At 46.4% G+C, this 20089-nt stretch carries 13 protein-coding genes; 10 read left to right on the top strand and 3 right to left on the bottom strand.

The genetic code is table 11. The features are described 5' to 3' along the window. The first annotated feature begins 6 nt into the window (after nucleotides 1-6). Nucleotides 7-3159, top strand: coding sequence for a PVC-type heme-binding CxxCH protein (locus DR864_RS13455; RefSeq protein ID WP_114067470.1), 3153 nt, complete (start codon nucleotides 7-9; stop codon nucleotides 3157-3159). Between the two features lie 52 nt (nucleotides 3160-3211). Here the strand turns inward: DR864_RS13455 and DR864_RS13450 are convergent, their stop codons facing one another. The 3 genes from DR864_RS13450 to DR864_RS13440 all read right to left on the bottom strand — a co-directional run bounded on the left by DR864_RS13450 (nucleotide 3212) and on the right by DR864_RS13440 (nucleotide 5816). Beyond that, on the bottom strand, nucleotides 3212-4021 hold the full coding sequence (locus tag DR864_RS13450) for an alpha/beta fold hydrolase (protein ID WP_229599578.1): 810 nt from the start codon (nucleotides 4019-4021) through the stop codon (nucleotides 3212-3214). Nucleotides 4022-4168: 147 nt separating this feature from the next. Then, nucleotides 4169-5272, bottom strand: a complete 1104-nt coding sequence (locus tag DR864_RS13445) for a hypothetical protein (RefSeq protein ID WP_114067468.1) — start codon at nucleotides 5270-5272, stop codon at nucleotides 4169-4171. A 16-nt stretch (nucleotides 5273-5288) separates the two neighbouring features. After that, a complete protein-coding gene (locus tag DR864_RS13440; protein ID WP_114067467.1) occupies nucleotides 5289-5816 on the bottom strand; it encodes a DUF2911 domain-containing protein in 528 nt (175 codons plus the stop codon). A gap of 134 nt (nucleotides 5817-5950) precedes the next feature. On the opposite strand from DR864_RS13440, the gene DR864_RS13435 reads away from it, so the two are divergent. From DR864_RS13435 to DR864_RS13395, 9 genes are all read left to right on the top strand, one after another. Further along, complete coding sequence (locus DR864_RS13435) at nucleotides 5951-7213, top strand: hypothetical protein (protein ID WP_114067466.1); 1263 nt, start codon at nucleotides 5951-5953, stop codon at nucleotides 7211-7213. A gap of 125 nt (nucleotides 7214-7338) precedes the next feature. Beyond that, entirely contained in the window at nucleotides 7339-8013 is a 675-nt protein-coding gene (locus tag DR864_RS13430; protein WP_114067465.1) for an RNA polymerase sigma-70 factor, read from the top strand. A 69-nt stretch (nucleotides 8014-8082) separates the two neighbouring features. Further along, entirely contained in the window at nucleotides 8083-9078 is a 996-nt protein-coding gene (locus tag DR864_RS13425) for a FecR family protein (protein WP_114067464.1), read from the top strand. Nucleotides 9079-9096: 18 nt separating this feature from the next. Then, complete coding sequence (locus DR864_RS13420; protein WP_114067463.1) at nucleotides 9097-12471, top strand: SusC/RagA family TonB-linked outer membrane protein; 3375 nt, start codon at nucleotides 9097-9099, stop codon at nucleotides 12469-12471. A 12-nt stretch (nucleotides 12472-12483) separates the two neighbouring features. After that, nucleotides 12484-14181, top strand: a complete 1698-nt coding sequence (locus tag DR864_RS13415) for a RagB/SusD family nutrient uptake outer membrane protein (protein WP_114067462.1) — start codon at nucleotides 12484-12486, stop codon at nucleotides 14179-14181. 65 nt (nucleotides 14182-14246) lie between these two features. Continuing rightward, nucleotides 14247-15512: a polysaccharide pyruvyl transferase family protein gene (locus tag DR864_RS13410; RefSeq protein WP_229599577.1), complete on the top strand. Its 1266-nt coding sequence runs from the start codon at nucleotides 14247-14249 to the stop codon at nucleotides 15510-15512. Nucleotides 15513-15596: 84 nt separating this feature from the next. Continuing rightward, nucleotides 15597-16925 carry a GntP family permease gene (locus tag DR864_RS13405; RefSeq protein ID WP_114067461.1) on the top strand — a complete coding sequence of 443 codons (1329 nt, stop codon included), beginning with the start codon at nucleotides 15597-15599 and terminating at the stop codon, nucleotides 16923-16925. Nucleotides 16926-17096: 171 nt separating this feature from the next. Then, on the top strand, nucleotides 17097-18494 hold the full coding sequence (locus DR864_RS13400) for a glycoside hydrolase family 88 protein (protein ID WP_114067460.1): 1398 nt from the start codon (nucleotides 17097-17099) through the stop codon (nucleotides 18492-18494). A 110-nt stretch (nucleotides 18495-18604) separates the two neighbouring features. Beyond that, nucleotides 18605-20050, top strand: coding sequence for an oxidoreductase (locus tag DR864_RS13395; protein ID WP_114067459.1), 1446 nt, complete (start codon nucleotides 18605-18607; stop codon nucleotides 20048-20050). Nucleotides 20051-20089: the final 39 nt, after the last annotated feature.

The following is a 20089-nucleotide window of genomic DNA, read 5'->3' as shown; positions in this document are numbered from 1 at the left end:
AACCCAATGAGAATACGTATCAAGGGATTGCTCATCGCCGTTGGATTGATGTTGATTGTTTTCAGCTCTTTCCAATTCAATCAATCCAATACTCTGACAGTTGGAAATGGGGCCCACATTTCACTGATTGGCAATAATTTGGGGTCACGAATGATGAATTACGGTCACTTTGAAACCGAAATGCACGTTCGCTATCCAGAGAATTCACTTGTTATCCGCAACATGTGCGATGGCGGTGATACTCCAGGTTTTCGTCCGCACGCCAGCAGAAATTCGCCTTGGGCGTTTCCCGGGGCTGAAAAATTTCAGACCGAATACGCCAACTACTCAAATAGCGAGGGCCACTTTGACACACCCGACCAATGGCTTACTCGTCTTAAAACGGACATTATCGTGGCTTTTTTTGGGTTCAATGAATCCTATCAGGGAAAAGCAGGATTGGCCAACTACAAAGCAGAACTTGATGCATTTATCAAACATACCCTGAGCCAAAAATACAATGGAACAACGCCGCCGCAATTGGCGCTCGTTTCACCCATTGCGTTTGAAGATTTATCGGCTATGTACGACTTGCCCAATGGCAAAAAGGAGAATGAAAACTTGCTCTTGTACACCAAAGCCATGCAGGAAGTAGCCGACCAAAACAACGTGCTTTTTGTGGATGCTTTTACGCCTTCGCAAAAATGGTACAATGAAAGCAAAGAGCCGCTGACCATCGATGGATTGCAACTCAATGAAGCTGGTTATAAAAAACTGAGCATTTTATTGACGGACCAACTGTTTGGAAAAACCGCCGCTAAAGCCGAAGCCAACCGCAAATTGGTGCACGATGCCGTCATGGAGAAAAACTGGATGTGGCACAATGACTATAAAATCCCGAATGGGGTACACGTGTACGGGCGTCGCTACAATCCGTTTGGCCCCGACAACTATCCCGCTGAGATTAAGAAAATTCGGGAAATGACCGATATTCGTGACAAAGCCATTTGGTTAGCCGCTTCTAAAGGCGAGAAAACAGACCTTGCCGCCGCCGACAAAAACACTACACCGTTGCCTCCCGTTAAAACCAACTTCAATCCCGAGAAAAACGGTAGTCTTACCTACCTCTACGGACAAGATGCGCTCAACAAGCTGAAAGTGCCAGCGGGCTATAAAATTGAGCTTTTTGCTTCAGAAGCTGAGTTTAATGACTTAGCCAATCCCGTACAAATGTCTTTTGATAACAAAGGACGTTTGTGGGTCGCAACGATGCCGAGCTATCCGCACTATAAGCCGGGAGATGCTAAACCCAATGACAAAATCTTGATTTTAGAAGACACCAACGGTGACGGTAAAGCCGATAAACAGACAGTGTTTGTCGATGGTTTGCACCTGCCGCTTGGTTTTGAAATAGCCAAAGAAGGGGTGTACGTTTCTCAGGGAACCAACTTAAAATTGTTTACTGATACCAACGGAGATGACAAGGCCGATAAAGTAGAAATTCTCCTGAGCGGTTTTGACGACCACGATACCCATCACAACAGTAGCGCGTTTTGCGCCGATCCTTCGGGAGCTATTTATACGGGAGAAGGAGTGTTTTTACACACCAATGTAGAAACACCTTACGGCCCTGTTCGGGCTACCAACGGAGGGTTTTACCGTTATGCTCCACAATTGCATAAATTGGAACGCACCGCCCAATTGGCAATTCCTAACCCTTGGGGGATTGCTTTTGACGATTGGGGACAGCCTTTCTTTGCTGAAACTTCCAGCCCTGACGTTCGTTGGATGTTGCCCGGCTCGGTGTTGCCGCGCTACGGACAGGCTACGCATAAGTCATTCCAATTGATTGAAAAAGACCACATGGTACGTCCCACGTCTGGACTGGAGTTTTTGTGGAGCCGTCATTTTCCTGATGAAGTACAGGGAGATATGCTTATCAATAATACTATCGGATTTTTGGGTACAAAACAGCACCAAATTTGGGACGACGGTACGGGCTACAAGACCAAACATCGCCAAGATTTGATTGTGAGTGAAGACCGTAATTTCCGCCCCGTTGACATGGAAATTGCACCTGATGGCTCGTTGTATGTTATTGACTGGCATAATATTCTTATCGGCCACATGCAGCACAACGCCCGTGACCCTCTACGCGATCATGTCCATGGAAGAGTGTACCGCGTTACTTACCCTTCTCGGCCGCTAGTAACTCCTGCCAAGATAGACGGCGCAAGCGTTGATGCACTTTTGGATAATCTCAAATTGCCCGAATACCGTACCCGCTACCGTACCCGTCGTGAATTGAGAGGTAGAGATGCTGCCGAAGTATTGCCAAAAATAACGAAATGGGCAGCAGGTTTGAACAAAGCCGATGCGCGTTACGAACATCATCTACTGGAAGGACTGTGGGTAAGTTGGGGATTGGATAAAGTAGACCAAAAACTGCTGCGCCAATTGCTCAAAGCCAAAGATTACCGCGTTAGAGCGGCGGCGGTTCAGGTGGTACGCTACACTGGGCACCAAGTAGCTGACCAAGCGGCGTTGCTGATGCAGGCGGTCAAAGATGAAAACCCGAGAGTGCGGTTGGTGGCGATTGTTGCTACTTCGTGGATTGGCAAAGAAAAAGGATTGCCTATTCTGGCCGAAGCCAAAAAGAAACCGTTGGACGAGTGGATGATTCATGCCCACGAAACAGCAGTAGCGCACTTGAATGGAGAAAATGTTGCTAAGAAAAAAGAAGCAGAAGTCGTTTCGGCGTTGAAAGGAGCTGAATTGGAGGCTTTCAAGTTGGGAAAAACCATTTACAGCAAAGAAGGCTACTGTATTACCTGTCACCAAGCGGATGGTAAGGGGCTTTCAGCGTCTGGCTTCCCGCCACTTGCGGGCAAATGGGTGCAGGGAAATGAGGAGCGCTTAATCAAAATCGTGTTGAAAGGATTGCTCGGTCCGATTGAAGTAAGCGGGAAACAATACCCTGGGCAAGTACCGATGACGCCTTTTGGCGGTCTATTGAATGATAAGGAGGTGGCCGCTGTATTGACTTACGTACGGAACTCGTTTGGCAATAAAGCCTCTGCGATTTCGCCCGAAAAAGTCAAAGCAGTACGCGCTGCCACGGCCAGCCAAAGCGATATTTATACTTCTTCAAAATTGTTGAAAGAACATCCTTTGGAATAATAGTCTAAAGAGAAATCCTTAGGGGCAGGCGCTTGCGTCTGCCCTTTTTTGTCTAAAACTGCATTTCCTTCAAAAAAGCAGATATTTTATTCATCAACTCTTTGGTTCCATACGCCGGGCCGGAGTGCCCCGCGTTGGGGATAAATTCGATTTGAACGGGCAGGTTTTTGCTTTTGTAGGCACTCATCAACTCGATGGATTGGTTGATGGGGACCTGATTGTCTTGCTCGCCATGTACAATAAAAAGGGGAGGGGCACTTGCACTGACCTGATAAACTGGGCTGGCGGCTTTGGCCAATTCAGGCACCTGCTCCACGGGTTTGCCCAATAGGATTGCCAAGGCAGGCAAACGCACATTCAGCCCGTGCGGCGTTGATTGGCTCAGGATGGTCAGCAGGTTGGTAGGGCCAAAGAAATCAATGCAAGCCTGCACGGATGAGGAAGTAGTGAGAAAATTTCCGAGTGTTCCTTCGAGCGTGGGATTGTTGTTGGTGGTGGCGACCAAGGCGGCCAAATGCCCACCAGAGGAAGCGCCCCAAATGATGATTTTGTCTGATTTATAACCGTATTGGGCGGCATTGGCCCGCAAAAAACGAATAGCCGCTTTGATATCGTGGACAGGCCCAGGAAACGCTTTTTCGGTACTGGCCCGAAAATCAACGCTTGCCAGCGCGTAGCCATGCGTTAACATCCCCAATGGCGGATTTTCTTTACTACCCGAATGCCACGCCCCGCCGTGAATCCACACAATCAAATAAGGCTCCTTTTGCGCTCTGAGTTTGTAAATATCTAACGTTAATTTTTTGCCGTCGGCTTCGGCATAGGTGATGTTTTTGACAATTACTGTGTCTTTCTGGGCCATAATGAGACTTGATGGCAGGAAAATTAGTAAAAAAAGCAGTTTTTGGATGGTATTCATAGGGAGTCATCGAAGAGATTTTCGAAATAGAGAATCGGTGTATGCTAAAGCGATTTTGTGCTCTTTTTTTACTTCTCTTTCTGAATGCCTTTATTTCTCAATTTTTATTCCTTCCGAATCTTCCATTTTTGCCTTCAGGCCCCAGCCGCCAAACGTTTCGGAAACTGCGATCCAAAGCTCATTTCTACCTTTTTTAAGGGGTAGAAAAACTTCATCAAAATACCCGATCGTGCCCAGAAATCGGTAATCGCGCGACAGAAATTTATCATGGCCCGAATACAGGATTTGGTCATTGAAGTATACGGTGGCTTTATCGCTGAAACCCAAATGCAACTTTTTGATTTGCTCATTATCAGCGGTAATGACGACTTTTGCGAACACGGTGTTGTGCTCGTTGTCAAACGTTGAGATAGCGGCGAGGTTGGCAGTGCCGGTCGTTTCCGCGGTCAGTTTTTGCCACGCCAGGTTGTCTTTTTGAGCGCTGGTCAATCGGTAGAGTTTATCCAGTTTGTCGCCTGCAAACGGACTCGAAACCTGCCATTCGGCAATGGTATGGGGAGGCATGGGTGCTTCGGGCTTGAAAGTGCTTGTTAATACGGGATTTGATTGTGGCGTGTAGGTGAAGTTGGCAAAATAAGAACCCACATTTCCGTTGGCATAGATTCCCAACATGCCCGTTTTTACTGTCCGTTTCAAGACCGGAATGGATAGAACGGCCTTGCTCATGTCGTCAATGAATACTTCGCCGCGACTGCCCGAAATCACCAGTTTGACGTGAAACCACTGATTGAATCTGTACTTAACGGGCACGCCGTAGCCTTGGCCATGGTATAGTTGCCAGCTTGATATTGATTCATAAACAGGGGTGTATTGGTTGGCGTCGGGATTGCCGGATTGGTGTGGACGCAGATAAAATTCCTCGTAGTTTTTGGTATCCTGCATCCGAAAGGTAACGCCTGTAAAACCGCGTTCCTGCGGAAAAGCAATGTCAAATTCGATGATACCGTCCTGTAGCTGCGCTTCTTTGGCGTAGGCCATTCCTTTTTTGAGAAACAGAGCTTTCTTTCCCTGAAAATCTTCCACTCTGCTTTGTTCGGCCTCGATGGTCCATTGGCGGGAGTCAAATGGAATCAATGTTTGGGCGGTCGCCTGGAGCGACCACCCGATGATGAATAAAATGGCTGTAAGTTTCATTGACTTTTGTGTTGATTTACTTCACTTTAAAATCAACTTCCACGTTTTCCCATAAGATGCCCACGGTACCTTTGGGGGAGATGGTGTAGACCAATTTTTCGTTAAACGCCGCCGACTTTTTAGGTTTAACACTCACCCTTAGTGCGTCCTGATTAGCGTCGTACTTGAACGCGCCCCACTGATTAGGAATTTTGTTAAAGATGATGGTCCACTCGTTTTCGGTAGGAAGGGTAAAAAAACCGTACTTGCCAGCGGAGAGGTTTTGACCTTCAATTTTGACGTCTTGGTCCACTTCAAATGTGGTGGCTTCGTTGGCTCCCGTACGCCACACCTGACCGTAGGGAACCAGCTCGCCCCACACCTTGCGACCTTTGACGGAAGGTTGACCGTAACTGACGGTTACGGTCGCGTTTCCTACCTTTTGCACTACCTGCGCTGGCGGGCTCGGACGGGTGGCTTTGTCTTGGGCAATGGCTTGATGGACAACAAAATAAACCGACAAAACGGTGAGTAGCGACAGGGATTTTTTTACATACTTTTGCATAGCAGAAATGAAATTGAGGGTGTTGAAAAATTGAATGACCCAAAGTTCATAAACAGAAGGGAAATGGCCCGTTCAAAGCCGATTCAAGTTGGTGCAAGTTGATTCAAGTACGTAAAAGATTGTTTATCAGAGCCATGATTATTGAAGAAAAAGACCTCGCTCTCGCTCGCTGTCGGGCATTGGTGGAGAAAAAATTAAATTGGGGCAGTAGCAACGACTGGTCGGCGCAGGATTTTGAGCGCCTCAGCGAGCGAATCGCCGCCGAAACGGGCGTCAGCCTCAGTGCCACTACGCTCAAACGTGTATGGGGTAAGGTGAAGTATGATTCTGTCCCCACTCAAACTACGCTCAATGCCCTTGCGCAGTTTTTGGGCTATGATAATTGGCGGCTTTTTTGCGTATCTAATTTGACCCTTAACGGTAATGGAAATCATACCGCAGAAATGGCGACCGCTGTAACCCAAAAAGTGCTTACTTTGCCCTTCTGGAAAAGACGCCGCACGTGGCTCATTGGGTTGGTACTCATTGTTGCTGTTTCGGCCGTTGCAGTGCTGTTTTTCAATTATTTTAATGCGCCCATCGACGTGTCGCAGGTACGGTTTAGTAGCCGTAGAGTGTCGGAAGGGCTGCCCAATTCGGTGGTGTTTGAGTACAGCGTTGGCAATCTCAAAACCGACAGTGTAACCATTCAGCAATCATGGGACCCGCGCCGACGGGAGCGAATTTCGGCGTACAAAGGTCAACACACGTCCATTTATTACTACCCAGGGTATTTCAACGCAAAGCTGTTGATTGGTGACCAAATCATGCAGGAACACCCTGTTTTCATCAAAACTCAAGGCTGGAAAGGCATCGTTGAACAATCACCGCTGCCGATTTATCTGAGCAATAAAGAGATTGGTTTGACGGGAAACACAATGGAAATAAAAGCCGAAACGCTGCGGGAAAAAACAAGTAAGGCGGTGTTTAACGATGTGTGGACTCATTTTTATTTGGTAAAGGATTTTAACCTTAACGCCGACAATTTTACGTTTGAAACCGTTCTGCAAAATACCTCGGCCAAAGAAGAAGCCATTTGCCAAAAAGTACGCATCCGAATCCTAACCTCTGAGAGTGCTATCGGGTTGCCGCTTTGTTCGAAAGGCTGCACTTCTGATGCTTCTCTTTTTATTGGGGGCACAAATGTCAGCGGCAAAGACCGCGATCTGTCGGCTTTTGGTTGTGATTTTTCCAAGGTGCAGCGCTTGAAATGTACCGTTTCCAACAAAGTGTTTACGGTATTCTTAAACGGCAAATCTATTTTTACCGCTCCCGCCAACGAGAATTTGGGTAAAATAGTTGGGGTAGTCATTGGCTTTGAAGGTGCTGGAAAGATAGAAAGCGCGGCGTTTTTATAATCATCCAAAAAATTGTTGAAAAAAAATCTCACACCCACTAAGTGTTTTTTGGGGTGGAGAACGTCTATCTTAAAACAGAGGTTAAATAATACGTTTCCAAGAAAAAACTTATCTTTATATAGAAAATGAGACCGTTTAGGCAGGATATGCAAGAGGATGAAGATAAGGAACAATCGCTTTTTAAAAGAAACGATTTAGGGAAGCCATCGGCTAAACAGGCCGTACTTGATCCCGAATTGATGATTCGAAAAGCTTTTGAGGCCAATGCCGACGCGGGTATAGCGCTGCTGTTTCAGTATTATTATCCGCTGCTTTGCAGCCATGCCGTGCGTTATGTATCCTCAAAAGCCATTGCCGAAGATATCGTTTCGGATATTTTTTACGAGTTTCATTCCGAGCATCTTTACCGAACCATTACCACTTCCTACCGTGCATTTTTGTTTACCTCTGTACGCCACCGGGCTTTTGATTATGTGCGCAGCGAAATGCGCCGCAATACTTCTCTCGACAGCGCTAACCACCATCTAAGCCCTTCGGCATCGGAGCCAGATTCCATCATTCAGTATGAAGAGTTGTATCATGATGTAGAAAATGCCATCAGTAATATGCCCCTCAAACGTCGGCAGATTTATGTCATGCACCGTTTTGAAGGTAAGAAATACCAGGAAATTGCCACGGAGTTAAACCTTTCGCTTCGCACCATTGAAGCGCATTTATACCAGGCCATCCGCCAGATTCGGACATCGCTGAAAGACAAATGGTTGATGCTGATGCTCTTGATGGGCAATGATTGGTTTTAATTTTAATAACTATCCACACCACTAAGTATTTTGGACGGGGAAAACGTCCTGTTTTTAAATTGTTTCAAGATGAAAACGCAAGTGACCAAAGAAACGCTGTACAATTATTTCTCCGGAAGGGCAACTGTCTTTCAGAAGCAGATGATTGAGGATTGGGCGAAAGACCAGCAAAACCGTGAGTTATTTTATGAGTATTTGGCGATATGGGAACGCGAACATCCGCAATACGTCGTGGACACTGATGCGGCGTTGGAGCGCCATCGGCTGCGGATGGAGCCACAAAATGAGAACAGAGTAGAAACCGAAGAATTCATTATGGTGGCGCGGCGTATTTCATCCCGTTTTATGATGGCGGCCTCCATTGCTTTTCTGGTACTGCTGGGCGGTTGGGTATTTAGAGAAAACCTTTTGTACAAAACCCATACCACCGCTTACGGCCAAACCCGCACGCTGAAGTTGGAAGATGGCAGTCGGGTGGTTTTGAACGCCAACTCATCGCTCAAAGTGCCACGTTTTGGGTTCGGGCACCGGACGCGGGAAGTGTACCTGACGGGAGAGGCTAATTTTTCCGTTACGCATACCGTTAACCATCAGAAGTTTGTGGTAAAGACTGGGCAGGAGTTTGATGTGGTGGTTTTGGGGACTGAATTTGTGGTTAATACCCGTCCTGCCGCCGCCAAAGTGGTGCTCAACAAAGGCAAAGTGCAACTGCGCTATCAGGAAGGAAACGCCCAAAAACAACTCACCATGAAACCCGGCGATCTGGTCACGATGGAGGCCGGGGGAAAGGCCAGGCTCCGTCAAATTGCCAAACCCCAAAACTATGCCGCCTGGCAGGAGCACCGTTTTGTATTTGAAGAAACCACGCTCAAAGAAGTAGCCCAGCTCTTTGAAGATAATTTTGGGATACCCGTTGAAATTCCCGAAACGGAGTTAGCCCAATGGACGCTTTCTGGCTCTTTTACGGCCAATAATGCCGAAGAATTGCTGGAAACCCTCACCGAAGCCGCCAATCTATCGTACCGAAAAGAAGAAAACAAGATCATCATTACCACCAATCCATAACATACAAATTTACTGCGAATGAAAAGAACAATACAAACCCTGTTGTTGGGCGTATTGCTGGGAGGAGTACAGCCAAGTTTTTCGCAACTTTTGGCCAGTGCGCAAACCGCCCAAAGCAAGGACGCTGCCAGCAAACCTTCCCAAAAGAAACTGAAAGAGGTTCTGCGCGAGCTCAAAGAGCAGTATCAGGTTGATATTTTGTTTTTTGACCGCAACGTGGAAGGCTTGACCGTGATGAGTAACGTGGTAAAACCCAATGTAAAATTGGAACAAAACCTTGAAGCGGTGCTGAAGCCGTTGGGATTGCGGTATAAAAAGTCAAAGAACGGCGGCTACGTCATCAGCGACAAACGTGCCGAAAGGAGGTCGGAGCAAAAAGAGGCTCGATTTCCCGAAACTGACCTTCCAACCACCCCGAAAGCGGTAGGGAGCTCCGCCGGTAATGCCGTGGAAACGCCTTTTTCTGCCTTACCGGAATCGGCCAAAATGGTTGATAAAATTGTGAAAGGAAAAGTGACCGATGCCGAAAAGGGCGAAGCTCTACCTGGTGTCAATGTCATTATCAAAGGAACCCAGCGCGGTACGACGACCAATGCAGAAGGGGAGTTTTCGGTGAGCGTGGCCGATGATAACGTCGTGTTGGTCTTTAGTTTTGTGGGCTATGCGGCACAGGAAATACCGGTAGGTAATCGTACACAGATACCCGTCTCACTGAAAGTTGATGATAAATCGCTGGAGGAAGTAGTGGTTGTAGGCTACGGAACCGCCAAAAAGAAAGACCTCACCGGTGCTGTTTCGAGTGTTAATATTGAAGATACAAGACTTCAACCCAACACCAACGCCGCCCAAATTTTGCGTGGTACTACGGCGGGTGTTCAGGTAACAGACAATGGAAGACCCGGGCAGGCCGGCAGCATCCGAATCAGAGGTATCAATTCTATTTCGGCCAGCACGGCCCCGCTCATTGTATTGGATGGGATTATTTACGCCGGCGGCAGTTTGGCGGATATTAATCCCAATGACATTGAATCCATTGATATATTAAAAGATGCTAGTTCTACGGCTATCTATGGCTCATTGGCTACGAACGGGGTCATCGAAATTACGACCAAAAAGGGCAAATCAGGCAAACCGAAGTTTTCATTAAATTCCTATATGGGGGCGTCTGATTATGCTTATCTGCCCAATTATAGAAATGCAGAGCAGTATTTGGCCGCCCGTAAAGATGCCGAACTTGCCGAAGGAGGCGCGGTGCCTTTCTCGGTCATCGAGTTGGCAAACATTGCCGCCGGAAAAACCATCAATCCTTTTGATGAGATCAAACAGGCGGCACCGATGTACAATTATGAGTTGAGTGTATCCGGAAAAACCGACCGAGTGAATTACTTTTTTTCGGGAGCTTATACGGGTTCTAAATCTCCGGTCAAAGGAGATAATTTTACGCGTTTGTCAAGCAGACTGAATTTAGGTGTACAAGCCACCGACTGGCTGAAAATCGGCATTAATTCGGGTTTTTCTTCAAGAGATAACTCAGGTATAAGAGCTTCGCTGTTAAACACTTCTTATCTAAGCCCTTATGCAAGTTTGTTTTTAGAAGACGGCGTATCTCCTAATCCTCTTCCTCAAAATTGGGGCTTGGTATCTAATCCTATTTTGGGTACGCTCTTAGATGACAATAAAGCAGTTACAAATATTTTGTTTTCTAATGCCTACGCTGATGTAAGTATTTGGAAAGGCTTATCTTACAAATTGAATGCAGGATACACTCGAACAGACTCAAAAAGCTTTTTTTATAGCCCATCATACGCACCTTTGAACAGACCCGGTTCGGGGTCAAAACGACAGGGAGAAAATCAAAATTTGACGTTGGAAAACATTATAAAGTACCAACAGAAAATAGCGAAAAATCACAGCCTTGATTTGACATTATTGTATGGAGTTTATCAATTGACCAGTCAAGCGTCTTTTTTGTCAAGTCAAAATATATTTAATGATGCCTTAGGATATAATGCCTTAGAAATTGGTGAAGGATATGTCATTGATGCAAGTGCTGCCCAAAACCGGCAAATTTCAAGCATGGCAAGGGTTGGCTATAATATCGCGAGTAAATATTTTTTCACCTTAAGTATGCGTAGAGATGGTTATTCGGCCTTTGGTGCAGGGAAAAAATACGGGGTATTTCCGGCCGCCGCTTTTAGCTGGAACATAAGTGATGAAGATTTTTTCAAGAACATCAAAAAAATAGATTTCCTGAAACTGCGAGCTTCGTGGGGACGAAATGGAAACAGGGGCGTGAGTGAATACTCTTCTTTAAGCCAAGTAGGGCAAAACAACTATGTGTTTGGTAATGGCTCACCCACATCCGTTGGTTTGAGCACTACTACCCTTGCTAACCCAAATCTCGGATGGGAAACCACCGAAAGTTTTAATGTTGGCGCTGATATTCAGGCTTTTTCAAAACGAATCACCGCTTCCGTCAATTTTTATTCTTCCAATACGTTTGACCTGTTGCTCAATCAAACCATTCCTAACACCAACGGATTTGAGAATTTTTTAAGAAATATCGGTGAAACAAAAAATACGGGCTTTGAACTGGACCTAAAAACCGTCAATATTCAAAAAGGTGACTTTATCTGGAATACGAACCTGGCTTTTTCATTGAACCGAAATAAGGTATTGAAATTGACCGGTAGAGATATCAACAAAGACGGCGTGGAAGATGATGATATTGCGAGCGGTTGGTTCATTGGTTATCCTTTAGGGTCTAACTTCGATTATGTATTCGATGGTATTTTTCAGCAAGGCGAAGACCTTTCTTTAATACCCGGTGCCAAAGCCGGTGATATTAGATTTAAAGACATCAGCGGCCCTAACGGCGTACCTGATGGGAAAATCACCCCCGCAGACCGAATGGTGGTCAACAATAATCAGGCTAAATTTAATATGGGTATCACCAATATATTCAACTACAAAAACTTCAGCCTTTCTGTTGCTCTGAATATTAGAGAAGGTGGGTACAGTTCCAATTCACTGATCAATCCCGGCTCTAACTTTTTTGACCAGGCCAATTTCCTGAATACCCCTTATTGGACTACCGAAAACCCGATCAATACAAATCCAAGAATAAATTACCGTAATCCATTGGGTTATGGCTTTTATCAGGAGCGAAGCTTCGTAAGATTACAAGATGTGTCGCTGTCATATAATGTACCTGAAAAATGGCTCAATAAAATTAAAATTTCGGGTTTACAAGTGTACGTAAGTGGCAAAAACCTACATACATGGACGAAATGGGACGGTTGGGACCCTGAATTTGGCGGTGGAGGCCGAGACCCCGGCAATAATGGCCCATTGCTGAAAACCTTCGTAGGTGGTATTAATATATCATTTTAGAACCTTAAAAAGATGAAAAATACAATTTACAGAATAACGATTGTTGTACTTTGCCTGTTTACAACAACCTCTTGTCAAGACGATTTTCTCAATGAAATCCCCTTGGATAGATTCAGCCCCGAAAACCTGTTGACCAATGCCGCAGGGTTTGACGCCGCAGTAGTGGCACTTTACGAGGGCGCAAGACAGGAGCATATCATTGCCTCCAACAATTTTGAGTACATGACCGTGGGCACCGACCAAACCCAGTGGGGCAGAAATGATGCAAGAGGCAATAAAGATTATAGCCTGTTAAATTCAAATTTGGATGCCACCATTGTGTATTGGGATTGGGCCTACAAACAGATGATCGTGCGGGCTAATTTAATTCTAGAAAACATTGACAACCCCTCGCTGAACATTGCAGAGGATACCAGAAAAAACATCAAAGGTCAGGCGTTGTTTTTCAGGGCGTATACGTATAATTTTCTGGCAAATATCTACGGAGGTGTGCCGATCGTGAAAGAAAGAATTGTTGAGCCAAAATTTGATTTTGTGCGTAATTCAAGAGCAGAAGTATTGAGCTTTTCGGCCAAAGATCTGGAAGAAGCCACGGCACTTTTACCATTGGAGGTAAAAGACGGCAGAATACCCCGGGCGGCGGCTTTTCATTTGTTGAGTGAAGTGTATATCTCATTGGGAATGGAAACCAAAGATGCCTCACTGTATGATAAATCCATCAGTGCCGCAAGTAAGGTCATCAACAAAGAAGCGGGTGATTATCAAATTATGACCACTCGATTTGGCCCGGCCGCTGCCAGACCAGGTGATGTTTTCTCGGATATTTTTGCCGATGGGCAAATCAATAAATCCTCCGGCAACAAGGAAGTCATGTGGGCGTGGCAGTTTGAGTCTACTACTTTAGGAGGAAGTTATTCGGTAGCTGCTGCCAACAATAGTATACGGTATTGGGCACCAGAATACGACAGACTTCAAACCCCTAATAGAATACTGAATATATCACCTGACAGTTTGGGCAGGGGCATTGGGGTAAATTCGCCCACCAACTACGCCAAGTATGATGTGTGGGCCTTAGACCCCAAAGATATTAGAAACTCAAATTTTAACATCAGACGTACCTTTTATTATAACAATCCAGCTGATAAGGAGTATTTTGCTAAGCCAATTTTAACCCGAAAAGTAAATGGGAACTTAGTCGTTGTCAGAAATGATGGAACGGCAACTAACATTGTTCTCGATACATTGAGACAATATTACCCTTATTTCAGAAAAATTGAAGGGGCTGCCATTAATGGCAATATACTTTCGGGCAATACCGCCAAAGATTTTAGCCGAATGAGAGTGGCCGAAACCTACCTGTTGCGTGCCGAAGCCTATTTTAGAAAAGGCGATTTAGCCAATGCTGCCAAAGATATCAATGTAGTACGGGCAAGAGCCAAAGCCTCGTTGATAAGCAGCGCTGCTGTTACGGAAGACTTCATTCTGGATGAACGCACAAGAGAATTGATCGTGGAAGAACCACGGCTACGCACGCTCATTCGCATGGGAAGATTGGTAGATAGGGTCAGAAAATACAATTCAGCGCCCTCGGTTGCCAATGGGCCTTCTTCTGGCAAAACCATTCAGGATTTTAACCGATATTGGCCCATCCCCCAAAAGGTAATCGATGCCAATACGGGAGCAAAATTGGAGCAAAACCCAGGGTATTAACCCATCAAAGAGAAACCATTTCGGTGATAAAAAAACGGTATTAACCTTATTTTAAACGTACAACCATGAATCGTCGTCAATTTGTAAAACAAGGCAGTATGCTTTCAGCGGCCGCTTTTGTCCCCTTTATCACCCAAGCCGTTAACAAAGAAAACCCGGTGTTGCTCATTACGTCGGGCTGGCAGGATGTCAATATCGGCGATATTGCCCACACGCCGGGGCTGATCGGTTTGTTGCAAAAACGGCTTCCCAAGGCCAAAATCATTCTTTGGAAAAAGAGCAAAAGTGAGAAGGTGGAAACCATGCTCAACACCTATTACCCGAATGTTCAAATCATTCACGGCGCGGTGGATAAGAGTTTTGTTCCGCAAACCGACGAAGTAAAAAAAGCATTTCAGGAAGCCGATTTCTTTATTCACGGCTCGGGGCCGTCGGTGGTAGCGGCCGATTATGTAGAATCTTGGTACAAACAAACGCAGAAACCCTTTGGGATTTTCGGCGTTACGACCCAGAATGTTACCCCTTCGTTAAAAGACCTGCTGCAACATGCATCGTTTATTTTTACCCGTGAGACGGCCTCCATTCAAAAGCTGAAAGAGGCTGGATTGGAGGGGAAACACATCGCGTTTGCTCCCGATGCCACCTTTGTGCTGGAAATTCATGACGATGCCAAAGCTGACCGCTTCATCAAAGAGAACAGTCTTGAACACCGCAAATTCATTTGCGTCATTCCTCGACTGCGCGTCACGCCTTATTACAAAATCAGGGCCAATAATGCTGGCTACAGCGACGAACGCATCAAAGAAATTGAAACGCTGAACGATAAATGGAAAGAAATTGACCACGCCAAGGTACGCGAAGCGATGGTAATGTGGGTGCGTAAAACGGGCAATAAAATCGTTGTTTGCCCCGAAATGACCTATCAGGTGGATATTATTGATGAATTATTAGTTAATCCTTTGCCCGATGATGTCAAGCCATTTGTCGTCAAGCATGGCTATTGGCTTCCCGACGAAGCTGCTTCGCTGTACGCCCATGCCCATACAGTGCTGAGTTATGAATGTCATTCGCCTATTATTGCTATCACCAACGGCACACCCGCTTTTTACCTGCGCCAGCCAGAAGATACCATCAAAGGCCAAATGTACTATGACCTTGGGTTTAAGGATTGGACGTTTGAAATCAACGAAACCACTGGCAAACAAATCGCCGACCGCCTTATGCAGGTGAACGACAATTACAAAGAAGCTCTCAAAAATGTAAGGCAATCATTGGCCAAAGTAGACAAACAATACGACGATGCGTTTGGCATCATTAAGCAAAAAATATAGGGAGATACACGCCCGTTGATTCATGAGTCGGAAAGTAGAAAGGCTTTTTTTTGCGCTTTTCTGATTACCTAAAACCTCTCTTTCATGAATCAACATTTCTATCCTCTCGCTATTTTTGTCGTGTCCATTACGGTGCTGCTTTTTACAATCATTCGGCTGAAAATCAACCCATTTGTGTCGTTGCTAGGGGTGGGGTTGCTCACTGGAGTGGCCATCGGAATGCCGCTTGATGAGGTAACGAAGCAAATCTCAACGGGTTTTGGACAAACACTCGGTAGCATTGGGATTGTGATTGGGTTGGGAATCGTGCTCGGCAACCTGCTTGCGGAGGCGCGGGCCACTGAGCAAATCGCTGCGCTTGTGTTGCGGGCCGTGGGTAAAAAGAATGCGCTGCTTGCCGTGAACCTCACGGGGTATCTTATTTGTATTCCTGTATTTCTCAACGCCGTCTTTATCATTTATATGCCCATTTTGCGGGATATTTCTCGCAAGACGAGCCTTCCATTAATCTCTCTGGTGACGGCACTCATCATCGGCGGTTTTGCCACGCATTGTTTGGTGATGCCTACGCCGGGGCCGTTGGCCGTGATGGGTACACTCAATCTGCCTTCGGGGCAGTTTATCGGTTGGTCGTTGTTGGTGGCGTTACCGCCTGCCCTCCTAGGGTTGGTGGCGGCCAAATACCTGATTAAAATGCCGCACATGCAGATTGCTGAGCCGGCCAGTAATACTGAAGCGGTGGTGGAAGATGAGCGCAAAAAACCTTCGGGCGGTCTTTCATTATTGCTGCTTCTTTTTCCGATTCTGTTGATTTTGTTTGGCAGTGTCGTGTCCGAAATGATGCCTAAAGGTACTGCTAGCCGTCAGATAATTGCTTTTTTGGGGGACAAAAATGTGGCCATGTTGCTAGGAGTAATACTAGCGGGGGGATTATTACGCCCTTATTTTCGGAAAACCTTTGAAGAACTCATCAGTGAAAGCGGCGCTTCGGCGGGTTTGCTGACGCTGATTGTGGGTGCGGGTGGCTCGTTTGGGGCTATTATCAACGGTTCGGGCATTGCAACGGCCCTTGTCGAGTGGTTGTCGTCCATGAACATGTCGCTGTTGATGTTGGGTTTTGTACTGACTGCTATTTTGCGCGCGGCCCAAGGCTCGGCTACGGTAGCGGCCGTGACTACATCCTCCATTGTGGCACCCATGATTGCCGTGGCGGGCGCAAATCCCATTACGGTCGGGTTGGCAATTTGCTGCGGAAGCATGTGTTGCTCGTTTCCGAATGACTCAGGTTTTTGGGTCATTTCTCGCTTTTCGGGCATGACCGTAGGACAGACTCTGCGGGCATGGACACTGGTAAGTACCCTAAGTGGATTTGTCGGCATGGGGCTTACCTTGTTGATTGACTTAACTTGGTAATGATGGGTTTGAAAGCCGTTTTTGGGGCAGAGACGCCTATTTTTAATCTTGAAACTCAATTTAGACCTGAATCAAAAGTAGATTTTAGGGGTAAAATGGTTTGTTAAAAGTAAATAATGAACACAGCGATTGTTTTCATTTCGGCAAGTTTAACCTCCTTTTACAACCTGAATGATTCACATTAACCCCACCCTTACGCCCTCTGATTTGTCGGCCAAATTGCAGCGATTCTGGGCGCTTTCGGCCCAAAAAATTCGATTGATTGAACAACACTACGACGTTGCCAACGGTTCTCCCGTTTTTACCGTAAAGGGCCAATATACTACCCGTGGTTGGACAGAATGGACACAGGGCTTTCAGTTTGGCTCCGCCATTTTACAGTTTGATGCCACGGGCGAAACCGATTTTTTGGAATACGGGCGCAAAAATACCCTCGCCGTGATGGCCCCGCACGTGAGCCACATCGGCGTACACGACCACGGATTCAACAACGTAAGCACCTACGGAAATTTGCTGCGGCTGATGCACGAAGGCAAAATTGAGTTCAATGAGTGGGAGAAAAATTTCTACGAATTGGCCCTCAAAATCTCGGGAGCCGTGCAGGCAAGCCGTTGGACTTCTATCAAAAACCGCGACGGCGGACTGGGGGGCTTTATCCATTCTTTCAACGGCGCTCATTCGTTGTTTGTCGATACCATTCGTTCGTGCCGAGCATTGGTGGTGAGTCACCAATTAGGACATGTTTTTCAGGGAGAAGGAGATGTGAAAATCAATCTGCTCGAACGGGCTTTGCTACACATCAAAGCCACCGCCGACTTTTCGGTATTTTATGGCGAAGGCCGCGACTCGTACGATTTGTGGGGCCGTACCGCCCACGAGAGCGTGTTCAATGTCAAAGATGGCAATTTCCGTTGTCCGAATTCGCAGCAGGGATACACTGGTTTTAGTACTTGGACGCGCGGTTTGGCGTGGGCCATGTGCGGTTTCCCAGAACAACTCGAAGCCTTGGAAAGTATTTCTGATGCACAATTGGTTCCTTTTGGCGGGCGCGAAGCCGTTGAGGCGATGATGCTCAAAGCCGCCCGCGCTACCTGCGATTTTTACATCGAACATACTCCTATTGACGGTATTCCGTATTGGGATACGGGCGCACCCAACCTTTATAAATTAGGCGATTATTTAAATCGACCTGCTGATCCGTTCAATGACCATGAGCCTGTCGATAGCTCTGCCGCCGCCATCGGTGCGCAGGGATTGTTACGTTTGGGCTACTATTTGACTTCCAAAGGGGATGAAGAATCAGGGAAGAGGTATTGGCAGGCAGGTTTGACGGTTTTGAACTCATTGCTCGAAGAGCCTTACTTAAGTACGGACCCCAACCATCAGGGCCTGTTATTGCACTCCATTTATCATCAACCCAACGGCTGGGATTACGTGCCAGAAGGTAGCAAAATTGCGTATGGTGAGTCAAGCATGTGGGGCGATTACCACATTCGTGAAGCCGCGCTTTATGTGCAGCGAATCATTAACAAAGAGCCTTATTACGCATTTTTAAATTGTGTAAAATAAATATGAGTGGGTAGGTTGAGTCTGACCGTAAGTCTGACTTGTAAAAAAAAAGAAACCTACGTTTTTCAAAACCGAATAACACATAACAATTAACGGTTAAAGAAACCTCCATGTCTACCAAATTCAAACCAAAATATACCCGAGTAGCGCAACTCAAAACGGCGTCTGACTTAAAAAAGTACTTGGAAACGGCAGAAGTTGATTTGTCTTTTGACGAAACACTTTTGCCGCCAGCAGAGAGCCCCTTCAATACCACTATTCCGTTAAAATCAGGCAAAACCATCGGAAACAGTCTTTGTATTTTACCGATGGAAGGTTGGGACGGAACATTGGACGGAAAACCCACGGAATTTACCAAAAATCGTTGGGTAAAATTTGCCGTCAGCGGGGCAAAACTGCTGTTTGGCTGCGAAGCCGTGGCGGTGTGTCACGAAGGCAAAGCCAACCCCAATCAGTTGGTGATGAGTGAAGACAATTTTGAGGAATATGTCAACCTGCGTCAATTGATTTTAGATAAACATACGGAGAAATTCGGCACTGCTGACGACCTCGTTATTGGCCTGCAATTGACGCATTCGGGGCGGTTTTGCAAGCCCAATAGTCATAAGAAATTTGAATCGAAGATTCTTTATTCGCACCCGTTCCTCAACCAAAAGTTTGGCATGGATGCCGACTATCCCGTACTGACCGACGAAGAAATTGACGAGATCATCGAAAAATACGTCAAAGCGGCGGTTTTGGCGCAAAAAGCGGGCTTTGATTTTGTAGACATCAAGCATTGCCACGGGTATTTGGGCCATGAATTTTTGAGTGCGGTAGACCGACCTGGTAAATACGGCGGCAGTTTCGAAAACCGTACGCGCTACCTGCGAAACATCGTAGCGGGTATTCAACAGGCTGCTCCTGGCTTGGAAATGGGCATTCGCGTGAGTGCGTTTGACTTTTTGCCGTTCAAAAAAGGTCCCAACGAACAGGGTGAGCCCGAAAAAGCCGAAACCTATCCCTATGCTTTTGGCGGACGGGAAGATGGGTTAGGCATTGATTTAGAAGAGCCCAAAGCCTTTTTGGAGTTGGCTCAAAGTCTTGGTATTCAGATGATTTGTATCACGGGTGGGAGCCCTTACTATAATCCGCATTTGATGCGCCCCGCGCTCTTTCCGCCTTCTGATGGCTACCAGCCACCTGAAGAGCCGTTTGCGGGCGTAAAACGGCAAATTGACGTAACCGCCGAGCTGAAAAAGGCTTTTCCTGAGTTAGTTATTATTGGTTCGGGCTATTCGTATTTGCAAGAATGGCTACCCAACGTGGCCCAACACGTACTGCGCAACGGCATGGCCGACAGCGTAGGTTTCGGGCGAATGGTATTGTCGTATCCTACCATGCCCGACGACATGGCCAATGGCCGGCCCATGACGCGGAACCTCATTTGTCGTACGTTCTCAGATTGTACCACTGCCCCGCGCAACGGCATCATTTCTGGCTGTTACCCCTTAGATCCCTTCTATAAAAAACGCCCCGAAGCCGAGGAGTTAAAGGCGATTAAAGAGAGTTTATAAACATTTATCAACGTCGGCAAGGTTCAAAACCTTGCCGAC

Origin of the sequence: Runella rosea (assembly GCF_003325355.1) — a bacterium.
Classification (GTDB): Bacteria; Bacteroidota; Bacteroidia; order Cytophagales; family Spirosomataceae; genus Runella; species Runella rosea.
This window is presented reverse-complemented; position numbering and strand designations above follow the sequence as displayed.

Excerpts from the sequence above, each read along its gene's own strand:
- DR864_RS13420 (WP_114067463.1), top strand. The coding sequence starts at position 9,097 with ATGAAAAGAACAATACAAACCCTGTTGTTGGGCGTATTGCTGGGAGGA.
- DR864_RS13415 (WP_114067462.1), top strand. The coding sequence starts at position 12,484 with ATGAAAAATACAATTTACAGAATAACGATTGTTGTACTTTGCCTGTTT.
- DR864_RS13410 (WP_229599577.1), top strand. The coding sequence starts at position 14,247 with ATGAATCGTCGTCAATTTGTAAAACAAGGCAGTATGCTTTCAGCGGCC.
- DR864_RS13455 (WP_114067470.1), top strand. The coding sequence starts at position 7 with ATGAGAATACGTATCAAGGGATTGCTCATCGCCGTTGGATTGATGTTG.
- DR864_RS13430 (WP_114067465.1), top strand. The coding sequence starts at position 7,339 with ATGAGACCGTTTAGGCAGGATATGCAAGAGGATGAAGATAAGGAACAA.
- DR864_RS13440 (WP_114067467.1), bottom strand. The coding sequence starts at position 5,816 with ATGCAAAAGTATGTAAAAAAATCCCTGTCGCTACTCACCGTTTTGTCG.
- DR864_RS13450 (WP_229599578.1), bottom strand. The coding sequence starts at position 4,021 with ATGGCCCAGAAAGACACAGTAATTGTCAAAAACATCACCTATGCCGAA.
- DR864_RS13445 (WP_114067468.1), bottom strand. The coding sequence starts at position 5,272 with ATGAAACTTACAGCCATTTTATTCATCATCGGGTGGTCGCTCCAGGCG.
- DR864_RS13405 (WP_114067461.1), top strand. The coding sequence starts at position 15,597 with ATGAATCAACATTTCTATCCTCTCGCTATTTTTGTCGTGTCCATTACG.
- DR864_RS13395 (WP_114067459.1), top strand. The coding sequence starts at position 18,605 with ATGTCTACCAAATTCAAACCAAAATATACCCGAGTAGCGCAACTCAAA.
- DR864_RS13400 (WP_114067460.1), top strand. The coding sequence starts at position 17,097 with ATGATTCACATTAACCCCACCCTTACGCCCTCTGATTTGTCGGCCAAA.
- DR864_RS13435 (WP_114067466.1), top strand. The coding sequence starts at position 5,951 with ATGATTATTGAAGAAAAAGACCTCGCTCTCGCTCGCTGTCGGGCATTG.
- DR864_RS13425 (WP_114067464.1), top strand. The coding sequence starts at position 8,083 with ATGAAAACGCAAGTGACCAAAGAAACGCTGTACAATTATTTCTCCGGA.